Origin of the sequence: Leptolyngbya sp. Heron Island J, assembly GCF_000482245.1 — a bacterium.
GTDB lineage: Bacteria > Cyanobacteriota > Cyanobacteriia > Phormidesmidales > Phormidesmidaceae > Leptothoe.
Genome location: NZ_AWNH01000078.1, coordinates 128,747 through 146,216, shown reverse-complemented (window position 1 = coordinate 146,216; position 17,470 = coordinate 128,747). Strand labels below are relative to the sequence as shown.

At 50.3% G+C, this 17,470-nt stretch carries 17 protein-coding genes; 2 read left to right on the top strand and 15 right to left on the bottom strand.

What is annotated here, in order from left to right; genetic code table 11:
* Positions 1 to 20: 20 nt before the first annotated feature.
* Both N836_RS61875 and N836_RS74840 read right to left on the bottom strand, forming a co-directional pair.
* Positions 21 to 971, bottom strand: coding sequence for an IS4 family transposase (locus N836_RS61875; RefSeq protein WP_051394517.1), 951 nt, complete (start codon positions 969 to 971; stop codon positions 21 to 23).
* Entirely contained in the window at positions 962 to 1,165 is a 204-nt protein-coding gene (locus tag N836_RS74840; RefSeq protein ID WP_071789022.1) for a hypothetical protein, read from the bottom strand. The genes N836_RS61875 and N836_RS74840 overlap by 10 nt, the downstream gene beginning before the upstream one ends.
* A gap of 352 nt (positions 1,166 to 1,517) precedes the next feature.
* Between N836_RS74840 and N836_RS73680 the strand changes: the two genes are divergently transcribed.
* A complete protein-coding gene (locus N836_RS73680) occupies positions 1,518 to 2,384 on the top strand; it encodes a phytanoyl- dioxygenase (RefSeq protein ID WP_023074860.1) in 867 nt (288 codons plus the stop codon).
* Here the strand turns inward: N836_RS73680 and N836_RS61865 are convergent.
* From N836_RS61865 to hetZ, 4 genes are all read right to left on the bottom strand, one after another.
* A complete protein-coding gene (locus tag N836_RS61865) occupies positions 2,381 to 3,658 on the bottom strand; it encodes an aspartate aminotransferase family protein (RefSeq protein WP_023074859.1) in 1,278 nt (425 codons plus the stop codon). The genes N836_RS73680 and N836_RS61865 overlap by 4 nt on opposite strands.
* A gap of 180 nt (positions 3,659 to 3,838) precedes the next feature.
* Positions 3,839 to 6,109 (bottom strand): DUF3488 and transglutaminase-like domain-containing protein, encoded by a 2,271-nt coding sequence (locus N836_RS61860; protein WP_023074858.1) that lies wholly within the window; start codon positions 6,107 to 6,109, stop codon positions 3,839 to 3,841.
* A 66-nt stretch (positions 6,110 to 6,175) separates the two neighbouring features.
* On the bottom strand, positions 6,176 to 7,264 hold the full coding sequence (locus N836_RS61855) for a hypothetical protein (protein ID WP_023074857.1): 1,089 nt from the start codon (positions 7,262 to 7,264) through the stop codon (positions 6,176 to 6,178).
* Positions 7,264 to 8,421, bottom strand: coding sequence for a heterocyst differentiation protein HetZ (hetZ, locus tag N836_RS61850; RefSeq protein ID WP_023074856.1), 1,158 nt, complete (start codon positions 8,419 to 8,421; stop codon positions 7,264 to 7,266). Before hetZ ends, N836_RS61855 begins: the two co-directional genes overlap by 1 nt.
* A gap of 102 nt (positions 8,422 to 8,523) precedes the next feature.
* Here hetZ and N836_RS61845 point away from each other — a divergent pair, with 102 nt between their 5' ends.
* Positions 8,524 to 8,985 carry a hypothetical protein gene (locus N836_RS61845; RefSeq protein WP_023074855.1) on the top strand — a complete coding sequence of 154 codons (462 nt, stop codon included), beginning with the start codon at positions 8,524 to 8,526 and terminating at the stop codon, positions 8,983 to 8,985.
* Here N836_RS61845 and N836_RS61840 read toward each other — a convergent pair whose 3' ends face one another.
* The 9 genes from N836_RS61840 to bioD form a co-directional block, all read right to left on the bottom strand.
* The gene (locus tag N836_RS61840; RefSeq protein ID WP_023074854.1) at positions 8,986 to 9,432 is read right to left on the bottom strand and encodes an SRPBCC family protein; all 447 of its coding nucleotides are present in this window, start codon (positions 9,430 to 9,432) and stop codon (positions 8,986 to 8,988) included.
* 26 nt (positions 9,433 to 9,458) lie between these two features.
* Entirely contained in the window at positions 9,459 to 11,168 is a 1,710-nt protein-coding gene (gene ureC, locus N836_RS61835; protein WP_023074853.1) for an urease subunit alpha, read from the bottom strand.
* A gap of 167 nt (positions 11,169 to 11,335) precedes the next feature.
* Positions 11,336 to 12,121, bottom strand: a complete 786-nt coding sequence (locus N836_RS61830) for a hypothetical protein (RefSeq protein WP_023074852.1) — start codon at positions 12,119 to 12,121, stop codon at positions 11,336 to 11,338.
* Between the two features lie 263 nt (positions 12,122 to 12,384).
* On the bottom strand, positions 12,385 to 12,705 hold the full coding sequence (locus tag N836_RS61825) for an urease subunit beta (RefSeq protein ID WP_023074851.1): 321 nt from the start codon (positions 12,703 to 12,705) through the stop codon (positions 12,385 to 12,387).
* A complete protein-coding gene (locus tag N836_RS61820; protein ID WP_023074850.1) occupies positions 12,705 to 13,775 on the bottom strand; it encodes a S41 family peptidase in 1,071 nt (356 codons plus the stop codon). The genes N836_RS61825 and N836_RS61820 overlap by 1 nt, the downstream gene beginning before the upstream one ends.
* A gap of 68 nt (positions 13,776 to 13,843) precedes the next feature.
* Entirely contained in the window at positions 13,844 to 14,146 is a 303-nt protein-coding gene (gene ureA / locus N836_RS61815; protein WP_023074849.1) for an urease subunit gamma, read from the bottom strand.
* A 228-nt stretch (positions 14,147 to 14,374) separates the two neighbouring features.
* Entirely contained in the window at positions 14,375 to 15,262 is an 888-nt protein-coding gene (locus tag N836_RS61810) for an urease accessory protein UreD (protein ID WP_023074848.1), read from the bottom strand.
* Between the two features lie 124 nt (positions 15,263 to 15,386).
* On the bottom strand, positions 15,387 to 16,604 hold the full coding sequence (locus N836_RS61805; protein ID WP_023074847.1) for a M20 metallopeptidase family protein: 1,218 nt from the start codon (positions 16,602 to 16,604) through the stop codon (positions 15,387 to 15,389).
* Positions 16,605 to 16,712: 108 nt separating this feature from the next.
* Positions 16,713 to 17,408 (bottom strand): dethiobiotin synthase, encoded by a 696-nt coding sequence (bioD, locus tag N836_RS61800; RefSeq protein WP_023074846.1) that lies wholly within the window; start codon positions 17,406 to 17,408, stop codon positions 16,713 to 16,715.
* Positions 17,409 to 17,470 lie beyond the last annotated feature (62 nt).

Genomic DNA, 17,470 nt, shown 5'->3' with positions numbered 1-17,470 from the left:
CTGAAAGGGAGACACAACGGCTAAAGCGTATCTAGGACAGCTTCTATAGCTCTTAACCCTCGTAAATGATACTCAATTTTGTTTCGGTCGAGTCTCATCAAAGCCTGAACTTGTTTGTGGCAACGGTGCCAAAAAGGAACCCAGCGATAAGCGGTTAATCCGACATGAAAAGCACTGTGTCGCTTTTGGTTAAGGCCTTGAGTTTCGGGTCTAGCAATATACTTTTGCAACGCCTTCTGTTTAAGCCGCTGTCCCTGAGTGGTCGCACAAGTATAGGCAATGGCGATTAAGAGCACCATGGTCATAAATCGCCTGCCCTCAACTCGCGTTTTTTCGAGGCAGTAGCCCCCTAATTTTAGGTCACGAAACAGTTCCTCTATGGAGAACCTCTTCTGATATCCTGAGATCGCCGCATCCAGGCTATCGAAGTTGGTGAGAATATACCAAGGTTCGTCAGGTGCAAAGCCCTGGTAACGTCGCTTCCATTTTCCCGCGACCTGAACCGGTCCAAACCCTTTGCTTTCGGTGACCGTAATTTGATTGAAAAAACAGCTCATTCCTGGTGTGAGTTCAAGCTCAGAGAGGGCTATCCAGTCATCATTATTGGACTGAATGTGGGTTGATTTCTTCTGCCGCAGACAAAAGTAACACTGCTGCTCACCCAGCCAACAGGCCAAGTCTACCGAGCAAAACTCTCGGTCACCGAGTACCACTACCTTGTAGTCTGAGAGTCTCGATAAGGCTACTCGCAGTACTTTACGCTGAGTCCTGAGGTTGCTATTACCCAGATTCTTTAGCCGTTGCCAATAGAGCGGAATGGCTCGGTTTCGCCAGATCAAACTCACCATCAACAAATTGATCTGCCCCCAACTTGTGCGGTCGATAGCCACGTACACGGTGCTACCTCTAGTCACCTGCTGATGCCTTAGGAAAACGGTGAATAGGCCCAGCCAGAGACGATTTACATCCATGGCACCCAGCATAAGGAACCGTTGTACTTTTTTCGCCGACTTTCAAATAGAATCGGCAGCGGCAGGGCCTCAGCTATGGTCTCTAGTCGCACATCACGGATCGTGTGCACGACCGTGACTAACAATGACAGTAACAACGACTGACGGGCACTGAGCTTCTTCTCTAGATAGCTTTGGTAGATTGACGGTATCATAGGTCGTGATAGGTCGTGTTCGTAAAACTAGCCTATCTTTTTTTATCTACCCATTCTTAACCACTGAAGTTATAGGCCTTTCAGCAGTTGTGTAACCCCGTCAGGCATGATCTATGTCACTTTTACTATAGCACCTACAACTTTTCTGAAGTCTGTACAAGGTCAACATCTATTCCCAGGTGAGTAAACAGATATTTCAGGGCATTCTCTCTACAAAGCTTCGAATTTAGCTCAATCTCTTTCCCCATAAAAGCATCTACTGATTTTTTGGGGAATACCCATAAACGGCCTTCAATCGTCTCTTTAGGCGAGCAGAGTTGTGTGTGCGTAATCATCCCGCAACTGACTAACCATGCTCTTAAAAGTTCCCGATGTTGTTACAAGAGCTTCGAAAAAAGCTAATTTTCACTTACGGAGTGTACAATTACGCCCCCGCTATACTCTCAACGACTACGACCGTTTACTGATCTCTCAGCTACGTCAGGAAGGAGTATGCACAACCACACTAGATAATTTGGCATTGCTGGGCACATCTACGATGTTGTCTATCGCAGAACGTGCATTGGAGCATTTACCCCATGGAGCCTCTGTAGAATTTAAGGGGGAGCGATCAGCCTCTAGCCATAGTGTCGGATTAAATGCTCGCAAGCTGATGTCATATCCTGACCTATTTTTATGGGGTTTACAGGCAAGATGGCTAGAACTGATTGAAGACTATCTGCGGCAGCCCGTCGCCTATTTGGGTTGCATCATACGCAAAGAAGTACCCAACCAAAAACAAGTAGGTGTACGACTCTGGCACCAAGACGGAGAAGACTATAAAGTCGTCAAGGTGATTATTTATTTAAATGACGTAGGTGAAGACGAAGGTCCATTTGAGTACATCCCCAGAAAGTACACGCCTTCTTACTCACAATTTCGCCATGTGAACAACAACATACGCGACCATGATATGGCTCAAGTTGTCGCCCCTCAAGCTTGGAAACGATGTCTAGGACCACGGGGCACCGTTGTCATTGCAGATACGGTCAGCGTTTTTCACCATGCATCAGTTCCCAAAAAAGAGCGGTATGCTCTTACCTTGGCCTATACATCGAGGGCACCTAAAAATATGGCATTGTGTCGCCAGTGGTGCCCTTACGATGACAACAAGGCCTGGTTCAAAATCCAGGAAATGTTATCTCCTCGTCAACGACAGGCATTGATCGATTGGCGCTAACTAATAGTTGCTAACGCTTTGGATAGCTTTTCAAGGGCTTCGTTAACCTCAGCACTGCTGACAATCAGCGGCGGCACAAACCTGACTACGTTAGGACCAGCAGGTACAAGCAGTAATCCTTGATTGGTGGCTGCTTTCAAAATGTCCAGAGATTTGAGAGGGGCATCGGGCTTAAGCACAAAACCATTGATTAACCCCCAGCCTCTGACCTGTTCAAACAGATTGGGATAGGTATCAACCAGTTTGAGGAGTCCCTGACGCAACTGCTGGCCCCGAGCATTCGCATTGGCCATCAGTTGCTCTGATTCCACAGTCTGGCAAACCGCTAAAGCCACACCGCAGACAAATGGATTACCGCCATAGGTGCTGGCATGGTCACCAGGTTGCAGCACATCACAGCTGGCTTTGCAGAGCATAGCTCCGATGGGCACACCGCCCCCTAAGCCCTTGGCAACGGTGATGACATCCGGTTCAATACCCAGGTGCTCATATCCCCAAAGTTTGCCGGTACGCCCCATGCCGACCTGGACCTCATCGATAATTAGTAAAATCTTGTGCTGGTCGCAAAGTTCTCGTACTCGCTGGAAGTATTGGACATTACCGGGATTGACTCCTCCTTCTCCCTGGAGCGCTTCTAGCAGGATAGCGGCAACGCGAGGACCTTCGGCATTGAGGGATGCGATCGCACTTTCCAGCGCCTCAATATCATTAAATTGCACGTAGTGGAATCCAGGCACCAGCGGCGAAAAGTTTTTTTGGTACTTTGGCTGGCCTGTGGCCGTAATGGTGGCCAAGGTACGTCCATGGAAACTGGCATTGGCCGTAATAATTACAGGCTCGGCAATATCAAGTTGAGTATGGGCGTACTTCCGGGCTAGTTTAATTGCCGCTTCGTTGGCCTCCGCTCCCGAATTACAGAAAAACACCCGATCTGTACAGGAATGCTCCGTCAGCCACTGGGCAAGGGCTCCCTGTTCTGGGATGTAATACAGGTTGGAAACATGGTGTAGCTTTTGAATTTGCTGGGTCACAGCCTCTACCATCACCGGATGAGCATGCCCTAAGGTGCAAGTAGCAATCCCGGCAACAAAATCTAGATACTCGTTAGCTTGATCATCCCAAACACGACAGCCTGCCCCTCGGGTCAATGCCAACGGAAAGCGCCCATAGGTTGTCATTACATGGCTATCAAAAACCTCTGGCTGAAAACTCTTTTCAGCTTTAGTACCAAAGGCTTTGAGGGGATTTTTAACCAGCTGTTTTAGACTAACCACGAGCTAACCTCTTTTTTTAATGTTGAATTTCGAGTTGGGCAACGATTTAATGCTCAGAATCCAAAATTCTCGAATATCTTAGGTGATTGTAGGAAATCACAGCCGCTTTTACCGCTAAATCATTCGATAGATGTGATTAAACCAAGCGATAATATTCATCTCTAGATGGCGGCAGGGCGGCTATCTTCCAGAGCGTCGCAGTGCTTGCAACTCAGACTTCAGGTTATTCACATCTACCCCTTGACCGCCATAGCGCCAGCTGATGTAGCGATCGACCATTTGCCACACTAAATTACCTTGCCGGAAATCCGAGCGTTGCTGTAAATCTGTCGCATATTCCAACGGGGTCTGACTGGCCTGTTTGCCATAGCCACGTTGGTCTAAAATCCACAACATTTGCTGATAAATTTGCTCAACCGGTTCTAAACGTCGCAGCCTCAGATGTCGTCGCCACCGTCGCCAGCCCTGAACCGTCAGCCAGCTGAGGAATCCTAAGCCTGTCAACCCCACAGCCCACCAGAGAGCACTCAGCCAACCCTGACCGTTAAACCGAGTCAGCCATTGCAGCAGTATCCCAATCAGGGCAACAAGCACCTGAAAACTACGCTGGAGCATTTGGGCAACGGGAGCTGGCAGGACCGCCACTAACGTGCGCCAGAGCTGACGCAATACGCTGAAAGGGTTGGCACCGTTGTCATCAGGAGAAAGCAACAGCGTGTTAGGGATAGGATTAAAGTAAAACCAACCTTGGCCTGGAAAATAAACTTCAGTTAGGGCATAGGCATCGGTATTGCGAACGATGTAAAACCCGGTAAAGGGATTAAACTGGCCTGGCCCAAATCCGGTGGATAAGCGGGCCGGAATCCCAATCGACCGGAGCATTATCGTTAGTACCGTAGAGAACTGGTCGCGAGTGCCACCTTGATACTTGAAGAGAAAGGCACTCACCAGGTCTTCACCCTCTTCAAAATGGGGCAGGTCCTGATCAAGGGTGTAGTTTTCCCGTAGCACCTGGGCTAAAAAGTCAGCTTTTTCGTAGGGCGTGGTCAGCGATCGTTCAGCTGTGGCTAGCCAACGCTCTGTTTCGGTACGGATGCGATCGCGAATATCAGCGGGGACCTGCAAATAGTATTGCTGAATCGCATCGCTGTATTCAGTAGGACTCTGGTTGAGCTGCTCAGGATCTCGCACAGGCACCCTAGAAACAACCGTATAGGTAAGCCCTTCAGGCAGTAAACCAGACGGTCGCAGTGCCCCTTCAGGATCCATGGCCAGATCATCGGCTGGGAAATATACCGCTTCTGGAGCATAGAGAGTCGGCACCAGGTTTTGAAAGTCCTGCACCATGGTGTAGGTCTGGACAACTTCTTGGGCGGGACCAATGGGCTGCAGAGTAATCGGTAAAAACCGATAGGACAGGGTATCGCGCCTCAGGTCTACCAGGCTATCTCCACGGGATGAGTCCCAACCCTGACCGGTGTAACTGTCGAAGGCCATTACCCGCCAAAAGCCAGCACGTTGCGATCGCACCCGCATGACCACCTGAGGTTCTAACTCACCCCTCAGATTTTGATTAATCCGGCGGTTAAAACCATAGTAAAAATTAGGACTCACTTGACCAGGTCCCCGCTCAGGACTGCCGCCATCTTCCGAGTTATCAGAGGATGTCTCGGTACTGTCATTCCCCCGGTTCACATAGCCTGGGTTAAAAACCCTGCGATCAGCGACATCCTCAGTCACATTAACACTGCCACTAACTGGAAACGTCTGCAGCTGATACCCTGGCAGGCGCGGCATCGCCATAAAAATCACCAGCCCCAGGGTGATGACAACCGCGACGATGCCACTCAGCTGCCGCCACGGTATCCCCCCTTTGCCTTGTTGCCAACCCAATAGCCCCAACCGAGAGCGATAGTCTAAAACAAGCACCGGCAGCGCCAGCAACAGAAACAGCAGTAAAAACGGCCCGAACAGCAAAGTTTGGCTGATAGTAGCAGACACGCTCACTAAAATCAGACCAATCATCATGGAATATCCCAGGTCTTTACGGCGGGGCAAATCAAAACTATGCAGCACCTGCAAATGAATCAGCAGCTCTGCTAGAACAATCCGTGTATCCCCCGGCACCTGCAACATGCGACCTAAAAAAAATGCCAGGGCAACCAACATACCCAAGGCAATCAAAAACTTAGCTGCAATATTCCGGCGACGACGGCTGCGCCAACTCCAATAAGCCCCTGCTGCACTCAGCGGAATCGCCAACAAATTCCAGATAGATGTGTCGGTTACTCCGGAAGCTGCAACACTTAGGCTACATATCCCCACCGTCACCAAGCATTGCACCAAAACCCGCAGGACAATCGAGTCTTCAGGTACAGATGGCGGCAGGGTTGATAACCGCTGCCGCCATCGTGAGATTAGATCTCGGGACGGAATATGGGAAGTAGACATAGGAGAAACCATACTAGGTCAACGCGTCAGCACATTGTCAGTTAGCGTTTTTTAATCCTAGCTGGCTTAACTGGCCGATGGCTCTACCACCATGACCGAAAATCGCAAAGGTCGCTGGCCGTCGTTGTCTAAAGACACTTCCAACGAATATGAACCGCCAATTACTGGAGCGGTTTGCGCCAATGTCAGCATTCCTGCTTCAGGGCGAGATGACTGACTATCAGCATCATCGCCTACCAGTTGGATACTGCCACCCACTGGCATCGTCGCATTGATGATCAAGACTGCGCCCGTGTAGTTCACATCAACATGAACCACACCCTGGGGAGTGACCCAATCACGGCTTACAGCAGGTTCAGCAACGGATACCGTTAATGCCAAAGCCGACATAATCTCCATTGATGCCAGCATGGTAAGCGCAATTTGCTGTTCTGGCGTAGCTTGCTCATAACCACCCGCCAAATTCTCAACCTCTTGCAAAGTCGCTTCCTTTAAGGTTGGATCGCGATAGGCAGGAGTAAGGACGATATTGGCAATGGGCTCCAACGCCTCCAGGGAGTCTGGAAACATGGATTCTACAATCTTGACGAGCTTAACGCCCTCCTTGTATGTAGACTGAGCCATGTTTTGGCAACGGTCTAACAGCTGGTGTAGAACAGTTTCAGGCAGCTTGCTTGAAATACTGAACCGAAGTGGATTTTCAAGCCACAGTCGACTAATGGGCTGAGCATAGGCAGGCATGGGTATCTCAGTTGGATACTCACGCACCTCTGCTTCCCATGGGAACAATGGGGGGCGATTGGCAAATTCCGTTTGGAAACGGTGTTTTAAAAGTGTGTGGAAACGATCTTGCACAGTGGTTTTATCTCCGAAGTTAAACGACTGACCCGTTTCAAATAAAAAGTCAAATGATACAGCGTCAGATCCGACTTCAGATGCACAGACTGCTGATGGGTTGGATCCGGTCGGTGGGGTAGGCTCACTCTCTGATATTGGGGACGCCGAGCGATCAAAAGTTAAAAACTCTAGCAATAAGCGCTTCAAATTTTCTGACTCAATATTCATGGTTAAATGTCCCTGATCCGGATGATAAAACCGAGAGTGTAAAAAATTTAGCTCGGCTGACTGCACAAAAAAGTCCCATTGGCCAATCATCAGCTAACTGATAGATTACGCAATTCCCATGCCTGTTCCAGCAGTTTAGACCAATGTTTTCGAATTTGAGTCAGGCTCAGACCAAGTGCTTGCGATATGTCCGAATCAGACAGCCCCTGCTGCTTGAGCTGTAGCAACTTAGTCTGACTTTGATCCATTTTCTCTTGTAGGTGATCCCACTGTTGGGGTGTCAAGCCTAAGTTTTTTTCTAACTCAATACCAAGCCACTCGTGAACTAATTCCCAGTGATGGGTAAGGGCAAAGCGTAGTAAATGATACTTAAAACGCTGTTGCAGGTAGTCTCGCTCCCGCGATGTTAGGCCCAGCAACCCCTCAATTTCACTGGCTGGCAAATCCATCAGCCGCAAACTAAAGTAATCGGCACAGTCTTCTTGCTTTTTTTCTTTGAGATAGACCATTAATTCATCAACTACTCGCTCCCGGAGGTTATCCTCTGGCTGTGTATCGGACTGGAGTAAAATTTCTTCTCGCAGGCGCTGGATTGGAGCGTTTTTCCAACCCTGGTCGTTTTCGTTGGCAGCTTCAGTCGCTTGTTCAATATCTACAGCGGTTTCCGGTGGTTGCTGTTTGGAAAAAGTTTGGGCTCTCAAAATGATTAACTGTTGACTACGCCCGCGTCTTAGGGGTATCCGCCGCTTACCATAGCGCTCGGTAAAGGCCATATATTCAGCTAATTCTAGGGCCGTACGGGGCTGAAAATCAGTCGCCATCTGATTTTCCCGACGAAAAGCATTGATCGCCTCGCTATAAAAATTTTGTAGAAAATCTTCAATTAGGGAAAGACGGGCTTGATAGCTCGTCTGGGCATAGGGAGCAGAAATGTAGCGATAGATAATAGCACTCAGGGTACTATGCAGCTCTATGCGCCCCCGTTCAGAGCTAAGTTTGTAATAGCGAATGCACTGGTCAACTCGATGATTAGCGAGGTTAAATGCCCAACTTTTTATATCTCCAGAGTCTTGAATACGTTGACTTTCGGTACAAATACGAAGCGATTCGCTACAGATGCGATCAGCGACAGCCTGGCAACTTCTTTCGGAAGTTCTGGTCGCTTGCTTAAGCAACTGCAAAACTTCTGTATTCAGTGCTTCTACAAGCGTGGTGGACGTTTCCTCAAGCATTAGCAGCGTGGTCATTAGAGCTAGCGCGTCCCAGGCATTTCCTCACCTGAGCATAGACAGTTTTCCGCACGTTCTAACAAAAGTCAGTAATTTTCACGAAACTATCAAAAAAGTCGGATGGATATTGAAAAACAAATTCAAACTTTGATTGATGAAGCTCCGGATCAAATAACTGGCGAGGCAATTGCGCTAGTAGCACCCCTGCTCAAGGAAATTGCAGAACAGCTGCCGACGGAACTCTATTATGTGCTGCAATCCCTGGGACAGGGATGGGTGATGACCACCCTGCGCGGTCGCCAAGACCCAAAAGCAACAAAAACGGTCGTTTACGCCTATCCGTCCCTGGAAGCTGCCGCCTTGAGTGCTGCCGATAATCCTCAGATGATGGCATTGCCCCATCCCAGCACACATCTTTTATTTCAGCTGTTATCGCTGAAGCAGGTGGACAGTATTATTTTTATGCAGGAAAAGGGAAAAGGCCAGAGCGTTGAAGTTCCTAGGGCAATGCTAGAGCAGGCGATGCGATCGCAGTTACAACAGTTAAAAGCCAAAGGGGAAACACCCACGGATATCGCGTAATCAGCTGCAAGCTTCCCGTGTCACCTTATGCCGATACTCAAACATATCCCTGAGTCGCTGTAGGACAAACCAGCCAATCAGCGGCTCACTAGCCCATTCCACCGGCAGGGTAAACATAATATCGTCAGTCAGCCGTGTCTGCTCACCCTCGGGCTCAAACCGATGGCGATGGGTCCAAGCATCCAGGGGCCCGCTTTCCTGAATATCAGTAAATAACTGGTTAGGTTCATACTCGTCAGTATGACGGGCAATCCAGGTAATCGGAATCGGACCGAGCCACAGACGGAATTCGCTGACAGCCCCCGGCCCCAGACCACCTTCACGCCGAATGGCTTCCACCGGTTGCCAGGGTGGAGTAAGCAGGTTAAGAATATCGGGACGTTCATGAAAGCGCCAGACCGTTTCTGGTGGAGCAGCGATCAGGCTAGTGTATTGAAAAGTAGTCATATGGAAAAATTTGAGACAGCCCCTGCTTAAAACAAGAAGTATCGCTGAGCCATGGGCAGTTCTTCTGCTGGTTCACAGGTCAGCAGCTGTCCGTCAGCCCGCACTTCGTAGGTTTCAGGGTCTACCTCCATTGTGGGCTGATAGTCGTTTAATTTCATGTCTGCTTTACTCAGGTTGCGACAGCCACTGACTGCCACAGCCGATGTCTGTAACCCAATTTGACTCGCAATATCTGCTTCAGCGGCAGCTTTAGAAACAAATGTGAGGGACGTACTGCCAATGGCCCCACCAAAACTCCCAAACATTGGCCGCATATGGATCGGCTGCGGTGTTGGGATACTGGCATTAGGATCACCCATCTGTGCCCAGGCAATGACTCCACCCTTGATCACTAACTCGGGCTTCACTCCAAAAAATGCCGGTTTCCAAAGACAGATGTCTGCCAGTTTGCCCGCTTCGAGCGACCCTACCTCATGGGCAATACCATGGGTAATAGCAGGATTGATGGTGTATTTGGCCACATAGCGCTTAGCCCGATGATTGTCGTTGCGATCAGAATCCTCGGTCAGCGCCCCGCGCTGCACCTTCATTTTGTGTGCGGTCTGCCAGGTGCGAATCACGACTTCACCAACCCGACCCATAGCCTGGGAATCGGAGGCAATCATGCTAAAGGCTCCTAAGTCATGGAGAATGTCTTCAGCTGCAATGGTCTCGCGGCGAATACGAGACTCAGCAAAGGCGACATCTTCCGGAATACTCGGGCTCAGGTGGTGACACACCATCAGCATGTCCAGATGCTCATCCAGAGTATTGCGGGTATAGGGTCGGGTGGGATTGGTGGATGAGGGTAGCACGTTGGCTTCACCACAGACTTTGATGATGTCTGGCGCATGGCCCCCACCGGCTCCTTCGGTGTGATAAGTGTGAATGACTCGATTCTTAAAGGCGGCAATCGTGTTTTCAACAAACCCAGCTTCGTTCAGGGTGTCAGTGTGGATGGCCACTTGGATATCAAAGTCATCCGCTACCCCCAGGCAGGTATCAATGGCACCAGGTGTGGTACCCCAGTCTTCGTGAAGCTTTAACCCCATGGCACCCGATTGGACTTGCTCTATCAGTCCTTGGGGCTGAGCGCTATTGCCCTTACCCAAAAATCCGAGATTCATCGGAAATGCATCCGCTGCCTGCAGCATGCGATAGATGTTCCAGGCTCCGGGCGTACAGGTCGTGGCATTGGTGCCGGTAGCTGGTCCCGTGCCACCGCCGATCATAGTGGTCACACCGCTGGCAATGGCAGTTTCAATCTGCTGCGGACAAATAAAGTGAATGTGGGAGTCAATGCCCCCAGCCGTGACAATCATCCCCTCACCCGCCACCGCTTCGGTGGCCGGACCAATGATGATGTCAACATTGTCCTGAATATAGGGATTGCCAGCCTTACCAATCTTGGCAATCCGACCGTCTTTAATGCCGATATCTGCTTTGACAATGCCCCACCAGTCCAAAATTAGGGCGTTGGTAATCACCATATCCACCGCCCCATCGGCCCGTGTAATTGGCGACTGGCCCATGCCATCGCGGATTACTTTACCGCCGCCAAATTTGACCTCATCGCCGTAGGTGGTAAAGTCCTGTTCCACCTCAATCACCAATGCCGTATCTGCTAACCGCACTCGGTCTCCCACAGTGGGTCCATAGGTTTCAGCATAGGCGCGGCGATCCATGCGATAGCTCATCGGAGTCTCCTGGACGTAGAGGGTAAAAGCAAAGCCACTGGATAGCTTACGCTAGCTCAGGAGCCCCGACGAGTATATAACGAACATTTTTTAATTTTCTGCCATTGCTGATCCTCAGTGAGTCATGAACTGGCAAACTCATCCACCTCAATCAGCAATGGCGATTTCTATCCGGCGCAGTCTTCTCGACTCGGTAGCAGCAGCACTTCGCCATCGCTGTCTTTCCATTGAAGCCAGCCTTCTTCCTCACTAGCGCCAGCCAGGGGCTCACATCCATTGGCCGGGCGGGTAATGCGGACTCGAATCCATTCGTCCTGGATTTCTAAGGGTTCAATCAGACTACTGGGGCTAACCAGGCTAAGAACGTTACGACCACGTTCGGGTTGCGATCGCAAAACCTGCGCATCATTTCTATTGCGTAAATCTACAATATCAGCCTCAGCCAACCCTTCTTCCCAGGAATAAAACGACAGTTCTACCCCTCGATCATCCAGTTGATCACGATGAATCCAGGCACTGCCACCGTTGGTGTACTGCATTTGCAGCCAGCCGTCCTCCCGCGCTTCAATCACAGGAAATGCAAGCAATAGCGGGTCTACGCTGACCATAGTGAAACTAGCATCACGACCAATGGCAAACGCCTGCTGACCATTGGGAATTAACCAACCTTGCCAGATCCAGCCCCAATGTTCACCGCCGGGCTCACTATAAAGTGGTAACTCTACCGCAGATAGCCAGCTTGCCTGCTCCCCAGCTTGACGGCGAGGCGATAGATAGCCTACACCAAGAGGCTGCTCTGTATCGGCAAGATCCACAATGCCCTCCATGTTTGGAGTAATGGCTTCTGGCAGACCGACAGAGTCATCAGATGTCTGTCCCCATGCTGGTACATTACCCAGTAGCAAAACCCCTTGCAGGCATGCGATCGCAGCAAAATGGCGTAGTCGTAGCATAATCAACGTCAGTTAATCTCAGAACACGATATACAGATGTGGTTGCCCAGTGGGCTAGCTGCCGTCAGAGACAGAAAATATCGGCAGTTCAACCATGTCCAACCGTGTACTTCCTCTAGGGAAAAATTACAGCTTTGGACGTGGACAAGGTTTAATCCTGACCCAGGAGGCATTTTCCTGATTCAAGGAGTTTGTCCCCATATCAGACATAAACAATGTTTTGTTGCGTTGTCACCGAACAAAGTGCTGATTTTTTAGGAGTCCTATACTTTACCCTCTATCCGTTGATTAAAGCCGTAGACCTGACGCTCTCCGGCTAAAGCAACCAACGTGACAGAACGCTCATCCCCTGGTTCAAATCTTACCGCTGTCCCCGCCGGAATATCCAGGCGCATCCCCTTAGTTTGATCCCGGTCAAACTGTAGGGCATCATTCACTTCATAAAAGTGAAAATGCGAGCCCACTTGAATCGGTCGATCCCCGCTGTTCGCTACTGCTAGCGTGACAGTTGACCGACCGGCATTAAGTTCAATGTTGCCTTCTGCCGGTAACAGTTCCCCAGGGATCATAGAAGTACCAGACATTATCGCAATCCTCCAAGCTGACTAATTAGATCTTGCTGCATCTGATCCAGCTGCTTTTTCACGGTTTCTAAGGCTGCTTCCAACTCCCTATCCGGGGCTCCAGACTTTTTACTCAAGTCGGTTAACCCCATATAGTGAGCAACTTTCATCGCTAGCTCTACCGGCACCTTAAAGTCTGGCAGCACACCGCTCCCTTCCCAGTTCTCGCCAGTGATGGGGCTCAATACCTGCCCTGTTGGCAAAAACATCCAAAAGTGGTCATGTAACCGTTGCCCAGTTCCTGGATTAGCTTTACCAGCAGTGGTCTCACCAATGAGCGTAGCCCGCTTCAGCTGCTTCAGGGTATAGGCAAACTCCTCAGCCGCCGTAGCCGTCTCTGGTCCAGTTAAAACATACACAGGCCGGTCTAGATAGCGTGGACCGCCCACGTAAGCCGATGTCCAACTTTGCTGAAGACGCTGCTCGGCAGGCCAGTTTACATCGCTCAGATGCACTGCCGGGTAAGCCGGTAGTACATAGCTACACAACAGCGCCACCATCCCAGGGGAGCCACCCCGGTTATAGCGCAGATCAATGATCAAGCCTTCCGTGTGAGCCAGACAAGCCATGGCCGCCGCCAGAGTTTCTCCGGCAAATTCGGGGGGTTCAAACCCGTAGAGCTGCAGAAAACCTAAATTACCTGCTAATCGCTCTACTCGATTAATGTCAAAGTTACGACGCTGGCTCTGTCGCTGCTGATAAGCCAGTTCTTCAGGTGTCGGTGGCATCTCAGCACTTAGGTCTGGCAAAGGCGCAGGACTAAAATACACCTGCACACTGCGATCTGCAGTCAGGGCTTGCAGCTGATTGGTCAGAGTTTCTGCAAACTGATGCCCGCTGACAATATCGCTATAGCCCCCTGCACTCAGGCGTTGTCGAATATCTGCCTGAGCCTTTGCCGCCGCTTCTGGAAACGCATAGCGATCGAGGGCCTCAGCAATCGCCTCCAGCACATGGGCACGACTATCTTGGTCCAGGTCTATATCCTGAAAATTACCACCAGTGTTTGGAGAACTATCAGATTCAACCATTTAAACGTCTCAGCAATCGAATTTTGGCATTGTCGTCCTAGGGGCGTTGCATGCAACGCCCCTACAATTTATTGAATTGGATTATGCACGGTAACCAGCTTAGTACCATCTGGGAACGTTGCTTCTACCTGAACTTCGTGAATCATCTCCGCAACGCCATCCATGACTTCATCCCGACTCAGTAATGTGGTGCCATAGGTCATCAGGTCAGCCACCGTACGGCCATCCCGCGCCCCTTCCAAGATTGCGGCAGAAATATAGGCAACGGATTCTGGATGGTTGAGCTTCAGCCCCCGGTCTTTACGACGTTCGGCCACCAGCGCCGCTGTAAAAATCAGCAGCTTATCTTTTTCCTGAGGAGTGAGTTGCATAGGGTGCGACGGAGACTAACCACAACAGAGATTAGCAACTGGCGGATACATTCGTCAGTTGCGAGTCAGGTTAGCTGTTGTAGCTTAAAGCTTTGAGAGATATCTCTGGTCCTAACTAACCTGACCGAAGTTATATTAAACCAGGATATGTTGAGGTCACCTGGGGGCTAAACCTTATCTAAATAATGGGTAGATTGCACCTGCTTGAACTGACAGCGAGAGAATCGGTTAAACGCCCCAAACCCTAGGTACATAGGCTTTTTGACCTAGAACCTGAGTGCGTAGATATTGCCAGATACTGACAAAATACTGTCGAGCGCTCTGACTAGAGAGCCCTCGGTAGCGGGCTACCAGTCCCTGTTCTAATTGAGTGATCCCAATCTCGCCTGGGGTTGAGCTTGACGAATCGAGCTGCTCTCTAAGGGCATTCAGATGCTCTGAAGAAATGACAGCCCCTAATAGTAAAAACGCACCGGCCACTGGATAACCAGCTAATCCATTCTGACTGCTGAGGACTTCAGACCCTCCCACTAGCTGCTGTCGGTCGATCCATAAGGGCATACCTTGCTGCCAGACTTCAGTTTGCGATCGCCACTGCCCAGCTTTCAACGTCTCCCCTCTGGCACTGCGTCCAAACCGCGTAATCTCCCAACCGAGCCATATCCCACCGGGTTCCAAATCTATCCTGAGGGACTGCTGAAACTGCCCCCCATTAAACAAAATCAGCTCCTGAGGCAGCCATTCCACATAGGCTCCAGCTCCTACTTTTAGCTGAATCGTCTGCTGAGCCCAGTCACCCTGGCTGCGATAAACCTTATGCGCTGCGGCAGTGGTCACCAGCACCTGAGTCTCCGGCTCAGCCGTAACAGTCATATCCAATTGGTCTCCGCCTACCATCCCCCCAGCCGTGTGAACAATCACACTCTGACAATTTTCTGGAGCTGCTGCCGGATAGAAAGGCCGCTGCACCCGTAATGGTGAGGTGCCGTAGCTCTTTACAGGAAAAGTCTTACCATTGGTTTTAGCAAAGCAAAGCTCTAGAGTACCTTGCCAAGCAGCCGTCGATTGCTGGTTGATAGTGAGGCTAGGGGAGGAATTAGGTGGGGCAAGCGTCATTAAGCGTGACTGTTGGATAGGGCAACGTTCAACTGCAGCATAACTGCATCAGTCAAGATGTTCTTCGAGACCAGTGAGAAGTATATCCCCTGCAACAAGGAGAGAGAATAAAACTTCCACCGATTTATCGACAAAATCGCTCAACACATCGCACAAATATCTCCACCCCGGTCCCTAAGACAGTCTCATCAAAGTCAAACCGAGGATGATGATGGGGATAGGCCAGATTTAAATCAGGATTCGCCGAGCCTAAAAAGAAATAACAACCGGGCTTCTCTTGCAAAAAGAACGACATATCTTCACCCCCCATGGTCTGACATTCCGGCACAACGCCAGCCGGGGTTTCAATCACGGCACTGGCAACAGATTTAACCAACTCAGCGATCGTCGCGTCATTAATGACAGGTGGATATAACCGGGTATAGTCAAACTGATACTTAGCGCCATGGGCCTGACATACCCCGGCAATAATCGCTTCCATGCGCTCTGGCAGCAGATCTCGATACTCCGGGTTGAAATAGCGCACAGTACCGCTAAGGCGTGCACTATTAGCGATCACATTGACCGCTGTCCCCGCTTGAAACTCGCCGACCGTGACTACTGCCGAGTCAATTGGGCTAATGTTGCGAGCCACAATGGTCTGTAAAGCAGTGACTATCTGGGCTCCAACCACAATCGAGTCAACGGTTTGATGGGGCAGTGCGCCATGTCCTCCACGCCCTTGAATCGTGCAGTGAAAATATTCGGTAGCGGCCATGAGCGGGCCGCTGCGCACGCCAACTGTTCCCAGGGGCAGATTATTCCAAATGTGTAAGCCAATTATGGCATCCACCTCAGGCTGACTGAGCACACCTGCCTCGATCATAGGTTTAGCACCACCAGGCCCTTCTTCTGCGGGTTGAAAGATAATTTTGACCGTCCCAGCAAAGCGATCGCGGTGCTGCGCCAGATAGTAGGCTGTTCCTAACGCAATGGTGACATGGCCATCATGGCCACAGGCATGCATCTTACCGCCGTGTAGTGAGCGGTAAGGGACCTGATTTAGTTCTTGAATCGGTAGGGCATCCATATCAGCTCGAATAGCCAGCACCGGCCCAGGATAAGTGCTGTGGATAGTCGCCACAATACCGGTTTCAGCAATTTTTGTCTGGTGCTCAATCCCCCACTGCGTCAGCTGTTGGCTAATAAATTCAGCTGTTATCTTCTCTTCAAATCCTAGCTCTGGACGCTGATGTAGGTGACGACGCCACTGCACCAACTGCGATTGCAGAGTTTTAATGGTGTCCCGCACTTGAGGCGGGGCTTGAGAGATGCGTGTATTGGCAGGCAGCGTTGAAACCATAGGACCTTAGCAGACACATGTATACGCTCAGTATATAGATTCTGGCATTGCTAAGCCCTGTATAGCCTTATACCAGAGATATCTGGTCAAATACACCATTTAATCCCTTTAAGCCACCCAAAACGGAGTCGGCATAATAGCTTCCAGACTCAGCGTGCGAGCCGCCGAACTCAGCTGCTCTATGTTGGTCGGATCGCTAAAGTGAGGCAGTACACCTAACACCGGAATGCGGGTAAGGTTACTAATCATATCGGGTGGGGTGAGTTGCTCCACCTTATCTTCAGCTTCAGGGGTTGTACAGTTGAGAACGATACCTTGAAGCTGCAGTCGATGTTGACGGGCCAGGGCTACATTGGCAACGGTCGCTGCGATCGCACCCAGCTTAACCGGCACCACCAACACCACTGGCAACCGCCAATCAGCGGCCAGATCCGCCACCGTCAGCTCATCAGTCACCGGGGACCCTAAGCCCCCTAAACCTTCAACCAATACCCAGTCACACGTGTTCTGCAAAGCTACATATCGCTGCCATGCTGGCGTCAAATCAACGATCGTATTTTCCAGAGCGGCTGCAATGGGTGGTGCTAGCGGAGCCTGATAAAAAACAGGATTTAACTCCTCCAGCGACTGCTCCAGATTAAATACCTGCTGAAATAACTCGCGATCGCCGATCCCTGATTGAACTGGTTTCAAAACGCCCAACCGTCGAGGCGAACAATACTGCCGCCAATACGCCACTAGCGCACAGGTTAAAACTGTCTTCCCACATTCTGTATCCGTTGCTGCAACTAATAATCCGCTCACTATTCACCCAACGATGGACTGCGCCCACCCCACAATTTCTTCTTTAATCTACCTTGGCAGGT

Bases quoted from the DNA above. Each gene is read 5' to 3' on its own strand.
- N836_RS74840 (WP_071789022.1), bottom strand. From the start codon at position 1,165: ATGATACCGTCAATCTACCAAAGCTATCTAGAGAAGAAGCTCAGTGCC.
- ureC (WP_023074853.1), bottom strand. From the start codon at position 11,168: ATGAGCTATCGCATGGATCGCCGCGCCTATGCTGAAACCTATGGACCC.
- N836_RS61830 (WP_023074852.1), bottom strand. From the start codon at position 12,121: ATGCTACGACTACGCCATTTTGCTGCGATCGCATGCCTGCAAGGGGTT.
- N836_RS61845 (WP_023074855.1), top strand. From the start codon at position 8,524: ATGGATATTGAAAAACAAATTCAAACTTTGATTGATGAAGCTCCGGAT.
- N836_RS61805 (WP_023074847.1), bottom strand. From the start codon at position 16,604: ATGGTTTCAACGCTGCCTGCCAATACACGCATCTCTCAAGCCCCGCCT.
- N836_RS61820 (WP_023074850.1), bottom strand. From the start codon at position 13,775: ATGGTTGAATCTGATAGTTCTCCAAACACTGGTGGTAATTTTCAGGAT.
- ureA (WP_023074849.1), bottom strand. From the start codon at position 14,146: ATGCAACTCACTCCTCAGGAAAAAGATAAGCTGCTGATTTTTACAGCG.
- N836_RS73680 (WP_023074860.1), top strand. From the start codon at position 1,518: ATGCTCTTAAAAGTTCCCGATGTTGTTACAAGAGCTTCGAAAAAAGCT.
- N836_RS61855 (WP_023074857.1), bottom strand. From the start codon at position 7,264: ATGATTGGCCAATGGGACTTTTTTGTGCAGTCAGCCGAGCTAAATTTT.
- N836_RS61875 (WP_051394517.1), bottom strand. From the start codon at position 971: ATGGATGTAAATCGTCTCTGGCTGGGCCTATTCACCGTTTTCCTAAGG.
- N836_RS61825 (WP_023074851.1), bottom strand. From the start codon at position 12,705: ATGTCTGGTACTTCTATGATCCCTGGGGAACTGTTACCGGCAGAAGGC.
- N836_RS61860 (WP_023074858.1), bottom strand. From the start codon at position 6,109: ATGTCTACTTCCCATATTCCGTCCCGAGATCTAATCTCACGATGGCGG.
- N836_RS61840 (WP_023074854.1), bottom strand. From the start codon at position 9,432: ATGACTACTTTTCAATACACTAGCCTGATCGCTGCTCCACCAGAAACG.
- N836_RS61810 (WP_023074848.1), bottom strand. From the start codon at position 15,262: ATGACGCTTGCCCCACCTAATTCCTCCCCTAGCCTCACTATCAACCAG.
- hetZ (WP_023074856.1), bottom strand. From the start codon at position 8,421: ATGACCACGCTGCTAATGCTTGAGGAAACGTCCACCACGCTTGTAGAA.